The organism is Nostoc sp. KVJ20, assembly GCF_001712795.1.
In the GTDB taxonomy this organism is placed as follows: Bacteria; Cyanobacteriota; Cyanobacteriia; order Cyanobacteriales; family Nostocaceae; genus Nostoc.
The window spans coordinates 12,666-29,408 of the sequence record NZ_KV757709.1 but is presented as its reverse complement, the minus strand read 5'-3'; the positions used below and the strand labels follow the sequence as shown (position 1 = coordinate 29,408).

17 protein-coding genes and 1 pseudogene are annotated in these 16,743 nt (G+C 43.2%); 15 read left to right on the top strand and 3 right to left on the bottom strand.

The window, feature by feature from the left end:
- The 9 genes and pseudogenes from A4S05_RS30870 to A4S05_RS30835 all read left to right on the top strand — a co-directional run.
- A pseudogene (locus A4S05_RS30870) lies at positions 1-298 on the top strand (hypothetical protein); the annotation flags it as partial.
- Positions 299-413: 115 nt separating this feature from the next.
- On the top strand, positions 414-794 hold the full coding sequence (locus A4S05_RS30865) for a hypothetical protein (protein ID WP_069073588.1): 381 nt from the start codon (positions 414-416) through the stop codon (positions 792-794).
- Between the two features lie 193 nt (positions 795-987).
- Positions 988-1,176 (top strand): hypothetical protein, encoded by a 189-nt coding sequence (locus A4S05_RS30860; protein WP_069073587.1) that lies wholly within the window; start codon positions 988-990, stop codon positions 1,174-1,176.
- A 261-nt stretch (positions 1,177-1,437) separates the two neighbouring features.
- Positions 1,438-1,908 carry a hypothetical protein gene (locus A4S05_RS30855; RefSeq protein ID WP_069073586.1) on the top strand — a complete coding sequence of 157 codons (471 nt, stop codon included), beginning with the start codon at positions 1,438-1,440 and terminating at the stop codon, positions 1,906-1,908.
- Positions 1,909-1,993: 85 nt separating this feature from the next.
- Positions 1,994-2,188: a DUF5674 family protein gene (locus A4S05_RS44365; protein WP_370684506.1), complete on the top strand. Its 195-nt coding sequence runs from the start codon at positions 1,994-1,996 to the stop codon at positions 2,186-2,188.
- Positions 2,178-2,348, top strand: a complete 171-nt coding sequence (locus A4S05_RS44360; RefSeq protein ID WP_370684505.1) for a DUF5674 family protein — start codon at positions 2,178-2,180, stop codon at positions 2,346-2,348. The genes A4S05_RS44365 and A4S05_RS44360 overlap by 11 nt, the downstream gene beginning before the upstream one ends.
- Positions 2,329-2,685 carry a hypothetical protein gene (locus tag A4S05_RS30845; protein ID WP_069073585.1) on the top strand — a complete coding sequence of 119 codons (357 nt, stop codon included), beginning with the start codon at positions 2,329-2,331 and terminating at the stop codon, positions 2,683-2,685. The genes A4S05_RS44360 and A4S05_RS30845 overlap by 20 nt, the downstream gene beginning before the upstream one ends.
- Positions 2,686-2,717: 32 nt before the next feature.
- Positions 2,718-3,512 carry a peroxiredoxin-like family protein gene (locus A4S05_RS30840; RefSeq protein ID WP_069073584.1) on the top strand — a complete coding sequence of 265 codons (795 nt, stop codon included), beginning with the start codon at positions 2,718-2,720 and terminating at the stop codon, positions 3,510-3,512.
- A gap of 212 nt (positions 3,513-3,724) precedes the next feature.
- Positions 3,725-4,036, top strand: a complete 312-nt coding sequence (locus A4S05_RS30835; RefSeq protein ID WP_069073583.1) for a YciI family protein — start codon at positions 3,725-3,727, stop codon at positions 4,034-4,036.
- 93 nt (positions 4,037-4,129) lie between these two features.
- On the opposite strand, the gene A4S05_RS30830 is transcribed toward A4S05_RS30835, so the two are convergent.
- The 3 genes from A4S05_RS30830 to A4S05_RS30820 all read right to left on the bottom strand — a co-directional run bounded on the left by A4S05_RS30830 (position 4,130) and on the right by A4S05_RS30820 (position 7,013).
- On the bottom strand, positions 4,130-4,567 hold the full coding sequence (locus A4S05_RS30830; protein WP_069073582.1) for a hypothetical protein: 438 nt from the start codon (positions 4,565-4,567) through the stop codon (positions 4,130-4,132).
- A 159-nt stretch (positions 4,568-4,726) separates the two neighbouring features.
- Complete coding sequence (locus tag A4S05_RS42210) at positions 4,727-5,299, bottom strand: hypothetical protein (RefSeq protein WP_176727160.1); 573 nt, start codon at positions 5,297-5,299, stop codon at positions 4,727-4,729.
- Positions 5,300-5,420: 121 nt separating this feature from the next.
- A complete protein-coding gene (locus A4S05_RS30820; protein ID WP_069073580.1) occupies positions 5,421-7,013 on the bottom strand; it encodes an alkaline phosphatase D family protein in 1,593 nt (530 codons plus the stop codon).
- Between the two features lie 381 nt (positions 7,014-7,394).
- On the opposite strand from A4S05_RS30820, the gene A4S05_RS44355 reads away from it, so the two are divergent.
- The 6 genes from A4S05_RS44355 to A4S05_RS30800 all read left to right on the top strand — a co-directional run bounded on the left by A4S05_RS44355 (position 7,395) and on the right by A4S05_RS30800 (position 16,734).
- On the top strand, positions 7,395-7,961 hold the full coding sequence (locus A4S05_RS44355; RefSeq protein ID WP_370684504.1) for a hypothetical protein: 567 nt from the start codon (positions 7,395-7,397) through the stop codon (positions 7,959-7,961).
- A 9-nt stretch (positions 7,962-7,970) separates the two neighbouring features.
- A complete protein-coding gene (locus A4S05_RS44350; protein ID WP_370684503.1) occupies positions 7,971-8,309 on the top strand; it encodes a hypothetical protein in 339 nt (112 codons plus the stop codon).
- A 14-nt stretch (positions 8,310-8,323) separates the two neighbouring features.
- Positions 8,324-8,530, top strand: a complete 207-nt coding sequence (locus A4S05_RS42755) for a hypothetical protein (RefSeq protein WP_218107995.1) — start codon at positions 8,324-8,326, stop codon at positions 8,528-8,530.
- 101 nt (positions 8,531-8,631) lie between these two features.
- A complete protein-coding gene (locus A4S05_RS30810) occupies positions 8,632-15,312 on the top strand; it encodes a PAS domain S-box protein (protein WP_069073590.1) in 6,681 nt (2,226 codons plus the stop codon).
- A 6-nt stretch (positions 15,313-15,318) separates the two neighbouring features.
- The gene (locus tag A4S05_RS30805) at positions 15,319-15,978 is read left to right on the top strand and encodes a response regulator (RefSeq protein ID WP_069073579.1); all 660 of its coding nucleotides are present in this window, start codon (positions 15,319-15,321) and stop codon (positions 15,976-15,978) included.
- A 198-nt stretch (positions 15,979-16,176) separates the two neighbouring features.
- Entirely contained in the window at positions 16,177-16,734 is a 558-nt protein-coding gene (locus A4S05_RS30800) for a DsbA family protein (RefSeq protein WP_069073578.1), read from the top strand.
- Positions 16,735-16,743 lie beyond the last annotated feature (9 nt).

The window sequence follows — 16,743 nt, the reverse complement described above, 5'->3', positions numbered from 1 at the left end:
TTCTGTTTCATGCAACAAAGCCACACGAGATGATATTTCTAGGAGAACGTATCTCCAAGAATATGCACCCCCTGATTTGTGGGAAAGAGTGATGGCTTATTGGCAAGCAAACTTACACAACTTTGTACCCAGACCGGACTCGTCTCAAAGCTCGGATTATACGAAAAATGTAGAATGGATGTCTGCCTTGAAGGAGTTAGCACCGCAGAATTATGATAGTTTGTTGTCTCAATGGAAAGTCCAGCACAAGCGACGACCTAATTTGTGGAAAGCGATGAGAAATTTGGGATTGGATTGATGTAAAGCATTAAGCTCCAGGTCTAAACTAGAAATAAGCGAATTTATGACTGCAACAAATTGAATTTTTTTTAGTCTTTTGAACAGTCGTTTGATTTTTTAAGAAGGTATCTACTATGAATCGAATTCTCAAACGCGCATTTCTACCCAGTTTCATGGCTGCCAGTTTAACTGGAATCTCCTTAGTTCCTCTTCAACCAGCAGCAGCTAACGACCGAATTTTAGGAGATGCAGCCCTTGGTGCTGGTACTTGTGTAGTAACTGGAGCTGCTAGAAGACGTGGTACTGTTTTACGCAATGCTGCTAAGTGTGCTGCGGCTGGTGCTGCCGTCAATTTGGTTGGACGTAAGAAAAAACGTAACTTAGGTAGAGATGCCGCAGTCGGTGCAGGAACTAGCGCCGGGGTTCGCGCTATTCTTGGCGGGCGCGAAGATGTGGCTGGCGATTTATTAGATGGCGCAGCAGCAGGTGCAGCTATTAATATTTTGAGGAGATAAACTCTCAATTCGTAATCTCTAATTCCGACTTGAGAGTTTACGAATTTATCTTGCAACTTCTCTGGCAGAATTAGAGAAGTTGCTCCCACTTCACTCCCCAACTGGAAACCGCCGCATCATCAAAACCATTAGACCTCTTGCAAAAGTGCTTTTTGCAAGAGGGGAAAAGGGTAAAGGTTAAAGGGGAAGGGGAATGAGTGCAGAACCTTTTCCCCTTACCCCTTCACCTTTTCCCGACTTATGCAAGAAGTCTATTGTTGTTAGACAGCAGGGATTATCTGATGTTGAATCGCAGATTTGGCACAAGGCGATCGCTCTTGCTGTGTACAAGTCTGATCGCTCCTCCCCAAGCGCAATCTTCCAGTTACCGATGCCGATTTAGCCTTTTCAGAACGGTTTTTCAACGGAACTGTTGGGGTCGCTTGAGGGCTGTGGTGGGCGGTAGTAAGGCGATCGCACTGAGCGCATTTTTAACAAAGTTCCACAACACAAGCCAATATAAAAATAAGTTTTTGAGCCAAGGCTAGTATATTTGGTCGTGTAATCGCAATTTTAATTGTTAGTGCAAGAGCTAAGTAGACTGGTTTGTTGTAAATATAGGAGTATCAACTGATTTACTATCTGAAAATTGTAATTACTTTCAATGGATTCCGACTCAATTAAAGACCTAGAAATAGCCGCTCATGTCTTGACAATTGCGAGAACGCATGGAATTTCTGTTAAAGAAGCTGTTCAGTTATATATCCAAAGGGTGAAATGGGAGAAATGGGAAGCCGAACAGCAAAAACAAAGTGATACAAGTTTATCTGACAGTTTAAAAGAAAGACTCAGCCCCCAAAAGTGGAAAGCATTGATGAGCTACGTGCGTCATCATCCTAGTAATGAACAACTGACCCAAGCCTATTATCAAGCTAAACAAGAAGGTAAATTAAAGTTAGCTAAATTATTAGTACCCAAAATTTTTTACTTAAGAAACTCTGATTTTGTTGGAAAAAAGTATTGTGAAGCAGGAGCGATAGTTGAAGCAGAAGAATATGACAATGTAATTTGTCATATTTGGTTATCACCTGTTGAGTGTGAATTTATTTTTCCAAATGAGGTGGAATTTATTTAATTGTTCAATACAGAGATTTATTTGGCGGTTCCACAAAAATAAAACTTGTAGCTAGTTACGTATTTAGAGTATTAGGAGTGAGATTTTGCTACTCATTATCAAGCAAAGAGCAATATTAGAAGAATTTCATCAAATGCTGCAAACTTTGGAACTATATATCAAAATAGCAGTAGACATAGAAAGAGGTATTTTAGCTGGAGGAGGAGAGAAACACGCTTTTTGCGAAGCAGGATTGCTTGAAGACGGTAGTAGACAGCGAGATATCTGGGGTGCTGACTAGATTCCTTTTAATCAATCAATCAATCGCCTATGAATCGATTATTAACATTCGCCCAAGTCAAAATAATCGCTCAATGCTAATTCAAGACCCAGTAATTAGAGAACGGGTTAAACAAATTGCTCAGGAGTTAATTGGTGGACATGAACCAGAAGTTAGATGAAAAACAAGCACGGTTTCAAAGTGAAAATACATCACTTCGCTTAGGACACATAGCTTCCAATTTAGCAAGGATTAGAACATTTTGTAACAGCGCTTATAAAGAAGCTGTTGAAAGTGTGACAGATGAAACTATATGTTTTATTGAATGGACGGCAGCAGAAATTGAGCCTGAATATGCTGAAGAACTGGTTAACATTCAAGTTCAACTGGCACGATGGAGATTAACTTTTGATAGTATTTGGTCTGATAGTAGCGAACGCAGAAATATATCCGAGCAAGCTAGTGCTTGGTCAGAACAAGTATTAGATATGTCAGGGTTGCTATCCGAATCCATCTAAAATTTTATTTAAAGACTGTTGCCTTCATGTACATGAATACTGAAACACCCATCAATTCTCCAGATATTTACTCAATTTTGAGTCAAACTCAACGCTTGCGAGTTAGTGATGGAGAGATTAAACCCGTTTTAGATGGTTGCTCAAATACTTCAAAGTTGCTCGTGCTTATTTGGTCGCAGTTGGGAGATTTTGATAACTTAGAATATGCTTGGTGGCTGCGAAGAGAATTTGAAGAGATTGAAACCAGAGGAATCACAATTCGTGCTATTGGAATTGGAGATCGCAATTCTGGGATCAAGTTTTGCGAATATACTGGCCTTCCTCAAGAATGGTTATTTGTGGATGCAAATGCTGAAATTCACGAGCTTTTACGGCTTTATCGCGGCTTATCTATACAATTTCCTTTGCTATCAAGTTCACAAAAAGCTTGGCTTAATTTAATCTTAATGTGTGCAGGAATTGGTAGCCCTGGAACTCTCAAGGAAGTTTTTCGGGGTTACAAAGGTGATAAAAAAGCACCTCAATTAATTGCTGATGAGGAAGTTATCAAGGGTACACCAATACCCGCAATAAAAGGTTCGTTTTTTAAAGCGGCTGGAGGAAAAGGTTTTCAGCGCCCATTTGAATTAGCAACCCTGCGCCTGCGAAACATGACTGAAGTTTTGAGCAACTGGAATATTTATGTACCAGATTCATCTTATTTGACGCAACGGGGAGGCACTTTTCTATTTGATTCCCAAGGTCAGTTAATTTACGAACACCGCGATTGCGGGATTCTTGGTTTTGCTGAAAATATGAGCAATCCCTTATCTTTTTTGTATAAGTAATTAATCGGCAAGGGTGGCTGTTAGAGAATTGTCAGCGCAGTGAATGAGTTCAGTTGCACCGTGAGAATGTGGGATTGTAGATTAGGGCAGAGTTAACCGGATCTTTGAACCTACACTGGCATTCATACTGCCGCTATTTCATGACACAAAAGTATTTCTTGTTCTTGGGTCATACAATCAGAACATCATCTCAAATCACCAGCCAGAGCATTATGTCTAAACTTTTTGCCGTTGTGGTTGCAACCGTTCCAGAGTATTACGACTATAAATCGGCTCACCCAGAGCATGACCAAAATCAACTCGCTTGGTTTAATGAGCAACATGAGAAAGGAACACTACTGTGCTGTGGGCCGTTTTTTCCCCATGATGGAACTGGGCTTTGGGTAATCCAGGCAGAGAATCTTGAACAGGCTCAAGCTGTAGTAAACAGTAGTCCTCGTGTGCGAGACGGTATGCTAGCGGACTCTGCTAGAGTTGTGGAGTGGGAAGTTCACATTGGACGCGATCGTTTTGCTCCCGTGTGAATAAGTAGAAGCAACAACTGCTAAATTACTTGGGTATAAGCAGATAAACGCCTAGTAGAAAATTCTGATAATTGAGATTAAATATAAGCTAAGTTACCTTCTCATCTTCTTAGCTACTTCGTTTAACCCTCCTTCTTTTACACAGGTTGCACCGAGGCTTTCAGTGTAAGTACCGTAGTCTTTGTAATGTTGTATCTTGATTAAGATTACGTTGTTGTCGCTCCATTTACCTTTAATTTCGCTAATCTTTAATGTTTTAGGATCAAGAAAATGGTTCAAGTTGCCGCCTAGTTTTCCCCACCAGTAAGAAGCCCCGACCATTCGGGTATTAGTAAACTTAACGCCAGACATTTTAACGACTGAATTAGTCTTTGTATTGAAAGAACATGCAGTATTAGTTTTGTTATCCAGTGCGATAATCAAATTGTTGTTGCTGCTGAAAAATGACAAATCGTCATTTATATTATTAGCTACAGCAGTTAAAGGTAATAAAAACGCCAAAATATTAATAGTTACAAATAGTTTTTTCATTAGCTTTATTTTAATCTATTAAATACTTTACTATCTCAATTTGCAATAATACATCAGTATATTTATTTACTTGTTATTCAGTATAATAGCCTCAAGATTGCTAACTGGTAGCCAAGCAAGCTCCTACTGAGATTAAGGTGAGTTTCTGTCTGCCAAATCCTAATTAAGGACAACCCGGAACTCAGAGGCAAAGGTGGCTGCTGGGCGATTGTTAGCGCAGTGAATGACTTTAGTTGCACCGTGAGAATGTGGGATGGAGAACACACGGTTGCTTTGCAGCACCTGAAGTCCTTCAACTACCCGCCTGCCGAGTGTCAGCAGATGCAGGTGATTTGCGATCGCATTAATCAGGTGTATTCCGATTCGCTGGAAGAGACAGTCAAAAGTCTGTTGCAGTCGTTGGGGAAGGTGAATCGACCTTATCTTACTGCTGTCGAAGAGAAATTGTTGAATCTTCTGGAGTCTGAATACGAGATAAGATAACCCCTGAACAATTTTGGCAATTTGGCATTCAATACAGCACTTCCGCCAGCTATGAGGTACATCCTCAAATCTGAAAGCTTTGATAGGAGAGGGCAAGGAGAAAAACTGTATTGCATAATAGCCGGAAGCGCTGTATCTTTGGGTTGCAGTTTCAACGGAGATATCACCACAATAGGACAGCGAAGAAGTTGTACGAGGGATAGGGCAAAACTTTCCGCTTCTGGTGTCCCGTGCTACGCCAGTTGTCAAACGAGTGCTGTAGAATCGCTCTACATAATTGATACAGCGCTGAATGGAGTTCGTAATGGAGTGGGATTACACTTTTAAGCTTTTGCGTACTCAAATATTTGAATACGCAAAAGCTTAAATACTAGTCTAATTTGGCACCTGGATGACCATTCTCAACAACAAAGGAAGCAAAGGTATATACAGGCGCATCTGGACGACTTACAGTTGTAACAATACGCAGGTCAGTCTGCCAACGCTCATAGTTAAGGTTGACTCGGAAGTAGCCTCGGCGATCGCCATCAAAGAACTTAATATGGGGGTTTTCTGGAATCTTCGGTCCATAGTAGGGGCCGTAAACATTGGCATCACCATTGCTAGTAATTGAAGGAGTCACAAACTCTGTAGCCACTGTTGGAGAGTTAGAAGCCTTAAAGTCCAGCTTGAGGTCATTGACAAATGTAGAATGCCAATCGCCAGTAATCACCACTGGGTTAGGAATCCGGCGGCTGGCGATGTGACTTAAAACACGATTACGTGCAAGGGGATATCCATCCCATGAGTCGTTCCAAAAGATTTCGCCTGGCGCAATTTTATGATCTAGCTCTGCCATCAGCACCTGTTGAGCAAGTATGTTCCAACGTGCTTGAGAACGATCAAGACCATCTAGCAGCCAGCGCTCCTGCTGAGAACCAAGCATGGTTTTAAATGGATCTAGCGCTGCTGGACAACGAGGTGTTTCACCGTCACCGCATGGCTGATCGCTGCGATACTGGCGGCTATCAAGTACGTTAAATTCCGCCAGATTACCAAAAGTCAGCCGACGGTAAATAAGCATATCTGGCCCCTGTGGTAGGGAAAATTCTCGCAGTGGCTGATGCTCATAATAAGCCTGATAAGCAGCTGCACGCCTTTTGAGAAACTGTTCGACCGGATCGTTGTTTTCCGAAATGTCATCTGTATAGTCATTTTCAACTTCGTGATCGTCCCAGGTGACTGTAAAAGGAAATAAGGCGTGAGCTTTTTGTAAATCCGGGTCAGTTTTATATAGAGCATATCGAAGGCGGTATTGCTCCAGCGTATTCGTTTCTTTTCTAAACTCTTCAGGTAAAGAAATGTTGCGTACACCACCTGTAGCAGGGATGCCGTATTCGTAAATATAATCACCCAAGTGAAAAACCAAATCTAAATCTTCTTCAGCTAGGTGACGATAAGCAGAATAGAAACCATCTTCCCATTTTTGGCAAGTAACAAACGCAAAATTCAGCTGATTCAACCTAGTGCCAATCGCTGGAGCAGTACGGGTACGACCAATTGGACTATCTTCATTACCCACTTTAAACTGATACCAATACCAACGGTTAGGCTGTAAACCACGTACATTTACATGAACAGAATGTGCTAATTCAGGGGTTGCCAATGCCACGCCCCGTAGCACAACTTGTCTCATGTTTTCATCCAAAGCAACTTGCCACCGTACTGGCACATTAAATGGCGGCATACCGCCACCATTTAAGGGATCTGGAGCCAGCCGTGTCCATAGCACTACACTATCTGGTAAAGGATCGCCAGAAGCAACACCAAGACTGAAGGGATAGGCAGAGAATCTTGACAATGCAACAACTTTATGAGTCCAAAGACTAGCAATAGCGCTTGCGGTCAATGTGCCGGCACCGAGCAGAAAGCGTCGCCGCTTTGTTGTAGTGGATAGCAAGCCCTGGAAATGTACATGCTCCATAAAAGTCCTTGTTGAAATTTCTACAATAAAAGGGAATAAAAAACCTAAATAATAACCATCTAGTTATTAACAAGATTAATTACCAAATCGGGTTTAATTAGGGCTTAAGAAGTTATTAATATTGCAATAATTTATTTACAATCCACAATCAGCCAGTGAACAAGTGGATGAGTGCAAGCAGCCACAGTTATGCTTTTTTATCAGAGATGGGAATACCTATTATTTCAAGCATTTTTGCCATTTATAAAATTGGGGACTAACACTGTTTACGTAGCAAGTGATACCTGCATTGGGCTATGACGGAGCAGTTATCAACTATTTCCAAAATCTACGTTGTAATTGATTCTGAAAAAATATTGTTGAATTAAACAGGGTGGAATAATGGCTAAACCACCTTCTAGAAGCAAAAAAGACACTTCTCCCGCATCTACCGATTCAACTTCAGCAGCTAACTCTGTAAACGAGGATATCTCTCAGCAAGTAGATCCAAGTTCCGCAACGATTACAGTTACTGCTGTTGAAGTAACAGAGTTGACCCAAGAGGAGCAAAGCGATCGCCTACATCTGGAGAGGAAAGTGGAGCGGGCGTTTTTTGAAGCAGGTAAGGCACTGGCAGAATTGCGCGATCGTCGGCTTTACCGTTCAAGTCACCGCACGTTTGAGGAATACTGCCGCGATCGCTTTGGGCATAGTCGTCGCCAGTCTTATCTTTTAATGGATGCAGCTGTTGTTTTTGATAATTTACTTGAAAAATGTGATCCATTGGATCACATTTTGCCAACTAACGAACGTCAAGTCCGACCAATGACAAAGCTTGAACCCGAACAACAGCAAGAAGTGTGGGTAAAAGCGGTGGAGCAGGCAGGGGGTAAAGTGCCACCAGCTAGAATCGTTAAAAACGTAGTGCAGCAAATAATGGAGCGAACCCAAGTACCCAATACCTACTAAATTGGCGAAGTGTGCCAGATTCTCGCAAAGGACAACCCGGAACTTAGAGGAAAAGGCGGGTGCTGGGGGATAGTTAACCATGTGGGTGAATTTAGTTGCACCGTCAAAATCTGGGATGGGGAGTATACAGTTGGGTTGCAACACCTGAAGTCTTTCAACTACTTGCCTGCCGAGTGTGAGCAGATGCAGCAGATTAGCGATCGCATCAGTCGAGTGTATTCAGATTCACTTGAGGAGACAGTCAAAAGTCTGTTGCAATCATTAGGGAAGCTGAATCGACCTTATCTCACTGTTGTGGAAGAAAAGCTGTTGAGTGTTCTGGAGTTGGAGTATGGGAGAATACCCTAAACAATTTTGGCAAATTGGCATCCAATGTCTTTGGGTTGCAGTTTCAATGGAGATATCACCACAACGGGACAGTAAGGAAGTTAAGTTGTACGAGGGATGTGGCAAAACTTTCCGCTTCTGGTGTCCCGTGCTATGCCAGTTGTCAAACGAGTGCTGTAGAAATGCTCTACATGATTGATACAGCACTCGCAAGTGAACGCCATCACCCTGCAACTGGCTAGAAATGAACAAAACCAAATAGAACCTCAAAAATGAAAAATGTAAGTAGCTGGATTGCTGTATAGTTTGGGTTATGCCAGATTATCCTCTCAAGAGTTGCTCTATGATTGCTCTACCTGGTATTGTTATCCAAAACAAAATATACGAAAGTTCCAATTCTCTAGTGTACCGGGGCATCAGAGACGATGGAGTAAGGATCGTAATAAAAATGCTAAAGCTTGATTATCCTTCTCCCCAGGAACTAACCCGCTACAGACAGGAATATAAAATTACCCTTTCCCTGAATCTGGAAGGAGTTATCAAGGCATACAGCCAGCAGGACTATCAACGGACTCTGGTGATTATCTTAGAAGATTTTGGGGGAGAGTCCCTAGAGCAATGGATGCACAAGCGCCCAGATATATTCTGCCCCATGCCTTTATCCACTTTTCTAGATGTGGCGATCGCTGTTTGCGACATTTTAGGCAGAATCCATGCAGCCAATGTCATTCATAAAGATATTAACCCTGGAAACATAGTCTTTAATCTAGATACTGGCGTTGTCAAAATTATTGATTTTGGAATTGCCACCCAATTTAACCGCACGAATCCAACCTTCAAAAGTCCTCATGTTTTAGAAGGAACACTCGCATATTTGTCTCCAGAGCAAACAGGACGAATGAACCGTTTGCTCGATTACCGCACCGATTTCTACTCGCTAGGTGTGACGTTCTACGAACTGCTAACTGGACATCTGCCGTTTGAAACAAGGGATATTCTGGAACTAGTCCATTGTCATATTGCTAAAGTGCCACTTCCACCTCATGAACTGAATCCAGCCATCCCTAAAGCCGTTTCAGATATCGTTTTGAAATTGATGGCGAAAAACGCAGAGGATCGCTATCAAAGTGCTTGGGGTATCAAAGCAGATTTAGAAATCTGTGTTCAACAATTAGAAGAAATCGGTCAAATCTCTAGCATTCATCTGGCGCTTCAAGACGTTTCAGGTCAGTTTCAAATTCCCCAAAAGCTGTATGGACGCGAAACGGAGACTAGAGCATTATTGGCAGCATTTGACAGGATAGCAGGAATGGAGAATGTTGGCGAAGCCTGCCAACCAGAGGAAGCCATAGAAAATTCTCAATTCAAAGTGGAAATGATGTTAGTCGCTGGCTATGCCGGAATTGGCAAATCAGCATTAGTGCAGGAAATCTATAAACCAATTACCCAAAAGCGTGGCTATTTTATCTCTGGAAAATTTGATCAATTCGGGCGCAATATTCCTTACAGCGCGGTCGCAAATGCCCTGCAAAAGTTGGTGCAACAACTACTGGGTGAACCAGATGAGCAAGTACAACAGTGGCGATCGCGTCTGCTCTTAACTTTAGGAAGCAATGGGCAAATCATCATTGATGTCATTCCGGAAGTTGAATTAATTATTGGTAAGCAGCCACGCGTAGTGGAAGTTGGGGCGACGGAAGCTGAAAATCGCTTCAATCTAATTTTTCAGAAGTTTGTGCGGGTGTTTTGTTCAAAATCACACCCGCTTGTGATTTTTTTAGATGATTTGCAGTGGATAGACTGTGCAACGCTGAAGTTAATTGAGTTGATGCTGCTTGATGAGCAAACCCAATCCTTATTTTTAATTGGAGCCTATCGAGATAATGAGGTAAATCCAACACATCCACTGGTATTAACCTTGGAGAGACTGCGAAAACAAGGAGCAGTTCTTCAGGAGATTATCTTGGCACCCTTAACGCTTGAACCGTTGAGTCAGTTGATTGCCCAGACACTGCATCAAAATGTAGACAGCGTTCGTTCATTAGCAGAGTTAGTATTGCGTAAAACCGAGGGCAATTCTTTCTTTGTCAACGAATTTTTGCGAATGCTGTATAGCGAAAATCTGTTGACCTTTGATGCACAACACTTAAGCTGGCAGTGGGATATTGCTCAAATTCAAGCCCAAAATATTACCGATAATGTGGTGGAGTTGCTGCTGATCCAGTTGAATAAATTGCCAAATGAGACACGGCGAATTCTTCGTTTAGCCGCTTGTGTTGGAGCTGAATTTGATTTAGAAACGTTAGCGATCGCTTGTGAAAAATCGCCGAAAGTAATTTCTCTAGATTTACTAGCAGCCATCCAAGCTGGATTAATTCAACCTCTATCTGAATTGGACGAAAACTTGTTAGTTCAAGACTACAAGTTTTTGCACGATCGGGTACAGCAAGCTGCTTATGCTTTGATTGATGAGTCGCACAAACAAGCTGTTCATCTCCAAATCGGTCGCAATTTACTCGAAAAAACTTCACCAGAGCGACTATCCAATCGGCTATTTGAAGTCGTGGATCATCTCAATCAGGGAATTGAGCTTGTCACTGCTCAACTAGAACGAAATGAAATTGCCAAATTGAATTTAATGGCAGGTCAGAAAGCAAAAGGTGCAACGGCTTATGAAGCAGCTCTTCAGTATTTCAATATAGGACTGAAACTCCTAGATACAGACAGTTGGCTCAGTGAGTATGACCTTACCTTAGCACTGTACTCAGAAGCAGCAGAAGCGGCGTATCTCCAGGGTCGCTTTGATGAGATGGAACAGTTGGTAGAAGTGGTACTCGATCGCGCCAAAACAGTGGTTGACAAAGTGCAGGCTTACGATAGCAAAATTCAAGGATATTTATCACAGGGCAACCTGAAAGAAGCACTGAAAACTGGATTGGAAGCGTTAAAGCTCCTGGGAATAGATTTAATAGAAAATCCAAGTCAGGCAGATATTCAAAGGGAATTAGAGTTAACATCTGCGCTACTTGCCCAACGAGAAATCGAAGACTTGATTAATTTACCGGAAATGACTGAACCAGAAGCGTTGGCAGCTATGTCAATCCTATCGAATATGGGATCTGCTGCATTTATAATGTTACCAGCACTGTGGATACTGATTACTTGCAAAACGATAAATTTATTAATCAACTACGGTAATGCTATCTGGTCATCACTGTATTATGCTTGCTATGGGTTTGTTCTATGTGGAGTTGTTCAAGACATTGAACTCGGTTATGAGTTCGGCAAATTGGCTCTGGGTTTGGCAGAACGGTTAAATGCCAAAAAAGGAAATTCTAAAACATTAATGTTTTCGAGTGTCCATATCCTGCACTGGAAGGTGCATCTTAGGAAGATAATACCCATGCTGGCTGATGCCTATCGAAATGGAGTGGAAACTGGAGACTTTGAATCTGCTGGTTATGCTGCATATTTCGTGTGCCATAACTCATTTCTTGCTGGAGAGGAACTTACCCAACTAGAACAAAAAACAGCAACTTACAGCAAAGCGATCAACCAAATCAGACGGGCAAGCCCCTCGAATTGGCTTGCAATATTGTGGCAGACCATTCTTAATTTGCTAGATAGGTCTCTTAATCCTAGCCGCTTAGTTAGTAGGCTATGTAATGAAGAGGAGGCATTACCACACGCTATTGCAGTTAAAGATGGAATTGCAATTCAAATGCTGTATCTGCACAAAGTTATATTGCATTATTTATTTGAAGAATATCATCAAGCTATACAGACTGCTATTTTAGCAAGGCAACATTTTGAAGAGGTGACAGGAATAACGGTTTTACCTGTATTCTGTTTCTACCATTCTCTGGCGCTTTTGAGCCTATCGCTTGATGCTTCAAACTCCCAAAAAGTAGCTTGGCTGAGTTGTGTTAACATCAACCAAGAAAAGATGCAAAAATGGGCGGGTCATGCCCCAATGAATTATCTCCATAAATTTCATCTAGTCGAGGCAGAAAAAGCGCGAGTCTTAGGGCAATTTTTTGAGGCTGAAGAGTTTTATGAACGAGCGATCGCAGGTGCTGCTGAAAATGAGTATATCCAGGAAGAAGCATTAGCTTATGAATTAGCGGCTAAACATTATCTGGCGCGAGGTCGGTCAAAAATTGCCCAAACTTATATGAAAGAGGCGCACTATTGCTACGATCGCTGGGGCGCAACCGCTAAAGTTAAAGACTTAGAAACTCGCTATCCACAGTTCTTTTCTCAGTCGTCTAGAGCCGCTTCCACATCAATTCCTATTACTGCTGAAACTATCACTAATCCCTTCCATACCGCTTTCGATTTAGCAGCAGTGATGAAAGCTTCACAGGCGATTTCTCGTGAAATTGAACTGAAGCAATTGCTGCGATCACTGATGCAAACTTTAATTGAGAATGCTGGCGCACAAACCGGATATCTGATTTTAGAAAACTCCGGAGAATGGTCGATTGAAGCGGCTTGTAAACTCAATGCCGATGAAAATGCTTGTGCGACTCAGGTGTTACAGTCTATTCCAATTGCCGATCAATTGCCAGAATCAATCATTCAATATGTAATTCGGACTCTAAAGCCTGTCACCTTAAATGATGCGACTCGTGAAGGTGCTTTTATTAATGAGCCATACATTCAACAGAACCAGCCTCAATCTATTTTCTGTTTGCCGCTGCTGAATCAAGCCAAGCTGGTCGGTGTATTGTATTTAGAAAATCGGTTAGCAACTGGAGTATTTACACCAGAGCGATCGCAGGTCTTGCAGCTATTATCGACTCAAGCAGCGATCGCCATCGAAAATGCCAACCTTTACTCAGAATTGCAGGCTAAGGAAAGCAAGATCACCCAGTTCCTTGAAGCGATTCCGGTGGGAATTGGGATCGTGGATGCGATGGGTCGCCCTTACTATATCAACCAATGCGGCAATCAACTCATGGGCAAAGAAACTGATACTTCTATAGCACAGGAGCAGATATCAGAGGCTTATCAGCTTTATGTAGCGGGAACGGATCAAATCTATCCAGCGGAGAGCTTGCCTGCTGTGCGGGCATTAAGGGGCGAACGCATTAGGACTGAAGATATAGAAATTCGTCGAGGTCATACCACAACTCTACTTGAGGCACGGGGAACACCAGTTTTTGATCAACAGGGCAATATTACTCATGCGATCGCTACCTTTCAAGACATTACAGAGCGCAAACAAGCCGAGAAACTCCTAGCCGACTACAACTGCACTTTAGAGCAACAGGTTGCAGAACGAACTGCTGCGTTACGACAAAGTGAAGCAAATTACCGCAACCTGTTACAAACCGCGAATTCAGTCATCATTTGCTATGACACGCAAGGACGAATTCGATACATCAACGATTATGGGGTAAAACTTCTTGGCTATGAAGAACATCAGATTGTAGGGCGAACCTTATTTGAAACCATCATTCCAGACATCGAAACCTCTGGGCGGGATGTCAAACCCTTTGTCCGTGATTTACTTCGTAATCCTCAATCGTACCCGCAAGGCGAGGGTGAAAACCTGTGTCGAGATGGTCGGCGAGTTTGGATGGTCTGGTCGAATCAAGCCATCTTCAATGACCAGGGAGAGGTCGTTGAAATCTTATCGGTGGGCAACGACACCACCCAGCGTAGGCAAGCAGAAGAGGCATTACAACGCAGTGAAGCCAAGTTCCGAACTATCTTTGAAAACTCGCAGGTCGGCATCTTCCGAACCCGCCTCTCGGATGGATTACTTCTCGATGCCAATCAACGCCATGCCAATCTGTTTGGCTTTGATTCACCCCAAGAGAGCATTGGGCTTGAACACGCCATAGACTACTATGTAAATCCCAGCGATCGCCAACAATTCCTTGAGTTGCTGAAGCGTGATGGAGAAGTGCGAAACTTTGAAGCACAGATGCGAAAACGAGATGGGACAGTGTTTTGGGTACTTTTCTCTTCTTATCTGAATGCAGCCGATGGATACATCGAAGGTGTGATTGCAGATATTAGCGATCGCGTCTCAGCAGAAGCAGCCCTACAAGCCTCAGAGTCAAAGCTACGGACTCTAATTGAGGCAATTCCCGATCCATTATTTGTACTGACTGCTGAAGGGCGATTCCTTGAAATAATCGTACAGGAACCAAATCTGCTGTGGCAACCCATTGAGGAGATGATTGGTAAAACCATGCATCAACTCGGAAAAGAACAAGCCGATGAATTTCTAAGTTATATTCAGCAGGTGCTGAGAACCCAACAAATCCTCACAGTCGAGTACAGTACGTTTCTAAATGGACGAGAAGCCTGGTTTTCGGCTCGCATTGCACCAATCGACCACGATCAGGTGATTTGGCTAACGCGAGATATTACGGCGCTGAAGCAAGCAGAAGAAGCCTCAATTTTAGAGGAGCGCAACCGCATGGCACGCGAAATTCACGACACACTCGCTCAGGCGTTTACGGGCATTCTGGCTCAGGTGGGAGCGGCAAAACAGGTGCTAACGGATGATGTAGAAGCAACTGGGGCGCACCTAGACCTGATCAAAGAATTGGCACGAACTGGACTGGTTGAAGCGCGGCGATCGGTCGTGGCGCTCCGTCCTCAGCTTTTGGAGGAGGGCAGTTTACAGAGCGCTCTACATCGTCTTGTCGCTCAAATCAGAACTGCCGCAATAGATACCACTTTATATTATGAGATTGAGGGTGCGGTGTATTCTCTACCGACTGAAGTCGAGAGTAATCTATTGCGAATGGGGCAGGAAGCCTTAACCAATGCGATTCGACACGCCAATGCTGATGAAATTCGAGTGGAGCTAATCTATGATCGCGATCAGGTTTGCTTGCGCGTGCAAGACAATGGACAGGGCTTTGGAGTTGGAAGTATTTCAGCCTCTGAGGGTTTTGGCTTACTAGGCATGAGCGAACGTGCAGAGCGCATCGGTGCACAACTCACGATTCAGAGCCAACCTGGACAAGGAACAGAAATTATTGTTGTGGTTGGGGTGTAGGGTGAAATGACTACTCCACATCTCACACCCCACACCCCACACCCCACACTCCCAATCCGAGTTCTGATCGCAGACGATCACGCCATTTTTCGGCAAGGTTTAGCCACGATTATTAACCGTGACCCAGAGATGCAGGTGATTGCCCAAGCTGAAAATGGTGAACAGGCGATCGCTCTATTTGGGGAACACCAACCAGATGTCACGCTCATGGATCTCCGAATGCCTGAAGTGGAAGGAGTTGCCGCCATCGGTGCAATTTGTGCGACTGCTAAATCTGCTCGGATTATTGTACTGACCACGTATGATAGTGACGAAGATATCTATCGGGGATTGCAGGCAGGCGCAAAAGGATACCTGTTGAAAGAAACTGAACCGGACGAGCTTCTGAATGCCATTCGTACCGTTCATCGGGGTCAGAAGTACATTCCGCCCGATGTGGGAGCAAAGTTGGTACAGCGGCTCAGCAATCCAGAACTGAGTGAACGAGAACTGGCGGTACTCCGTTCACTGGCACAGGGGATGAGTAATGCTGATATTGCGGCTGCTTTGAGCATTGGTGAAGGCACGGTTAAATCTCATGTTAATCGGATTTTGAATAAGTTAGATGTCAGCGATCGTACCCAAGCTGTGATTGTTGCCGTTAAACGCGGCATTGTCAGCTTGTAGAACTTTCGATCAAATTCGGATTCTAACTTAAGTTAGAGCCTACCTTCTATCTTAAGAAGGAGCGGCTGCTCCATCAAATTACAGCCTAAAAATGTTAACTCACTGTAGACGACAACTAAAAGCCAATTGCTTATATTGAATTCATGTGGATTGAGCAAGTGAATCGCAAGGTTCCATGCTTGATACAGATGTAGAAAGATGATCGACGACCATAGTTCCAGTTCTTTAGTTGTGCCAGCTTCAACCCAAGATCACAGTCAAGGTGTGCTAAGTGCCGCCGTGGTATTAGTGATGTATGGGGATTATCAATGTCCTAGAAGTGCAGCCGTTTACAAGCTGATTAAAATCATTCGGCAAGAGCTTACGGTTTCTTTTAGAGAGGATTATTTATGTTTTATCTTCCGCCATTTTCCACAGATCCAGATTCATCCCCAGGCACAACGGGCAGCCCAAGCAGCCGAAGCCGCCGCCGCCCAAGGAAAGTTTTGGTTAATGAGCGATACTTTATTTGACCATCAACAAAGGTTGGAGAACGGTTATCTTGTCGAGTACGCCAATGATTTAGGGCTTGACATTCCTCAATTTCTCAAAGAGTTGTCTAAACAAGTGCATGTCGATCGCATCAATGAAGATATCGAAGGCGGAATACAGAGTGGAGTGACGGTTGCTCCAGCCTTGTTTATCAATGGCGTTCGATATACCGGACGCTGGAGCAAGGCGCAATTGATGGCAGCCATTGTTTCTGAAAGTCATTAAGTTGCCATA

Excerpts from the sequence above, each read along its gene's own strand:
- A4S05_RS30820 (WP_069073580.1), bottom strand. The coding sequence starts at position 7,013 with ATGGAGCATGTACATTTCCAGGGCTTGCTATCCACTACAACAAAGCGG.
- A4S05_RS30855 (WP_069073586.1), top strand. The coding sequence starts at position 1,438 with ATGGATTCCGACTCAATTAAAGACCTAGAAATAGCCGCTCATGTCTTG.
- A4S05_RS30805 (WP_069073579.1), top strand. The coding sequence starts at position 15,319 with ATGACTACTCCACATCTCACACCCCACACCCCACACCCCACACTCCCA.
- A4S05_RS30800 (WP_069073578.1), top strand. The coding sequence starts at position 16,177 with ATGATCGACGACCATAGTTCCAGTTCTTTAGTTGTGCCAGCTTCAACC.
- A4S05_RS44355 (WP_370684504.1), top strand. The coding sequence starts at position 7,395 with ATGGCTAAACCACCTTCTAGAAGCAAAAAAGACACTTCTCCCGCATCT.
- A4S05_RS30840 (WP_069073584.1), top strand. The coding sequence starts at position 2,718 with ATGAATACTGAAACACCCATCAATTCTCCAGATATTTACTCAATTTTG.
- A4S05_RS30830 (WP_069073582.1), bottom strand. The coding sequence starts at position 4,567 with ATGAAAAAACTATTTGTAACTATTAATATTTTGGCGTTTTTATTACCT.
- A4S05_RS30860 (WP_069073587.1), top strand. The coding sequence starts at position 988 with ATGAGTGCAGAACCTTTTCCCCTTACCCCTTCACCTTTTCCCGACTTA.
- A4S05_RS30845 (WP_069073585.1), top strand. The coding sequence starts at position 2,329 with ATGAACCAGAAGTTAGATGAAAAACAAGCACGGTTTCAAAGTGAAAAT.
- A4S05_RS30835 (WP_069073583.1), top strand. The coding sequence starts at position 3,725 with ATGTCTAAACTTTTTGCCGTTGTGGTTGCAACCGTTCCAGAGTATTAC.
- A4S05_RS30810 (WP_069073590.1), top strand. The coding sequence starts at position 8,632 with ATGATTGCTCTACCTGGTATTGTTATCCAAAACAAAATATACGAAAGT.
- A4S05_RS30865 (WP_069073588.1), top strand. The coding sequence starts at position 414 with ATGAATCGAATTCTCAAACGCGCATTTCTACCCAGTTTCATGGCTGCC.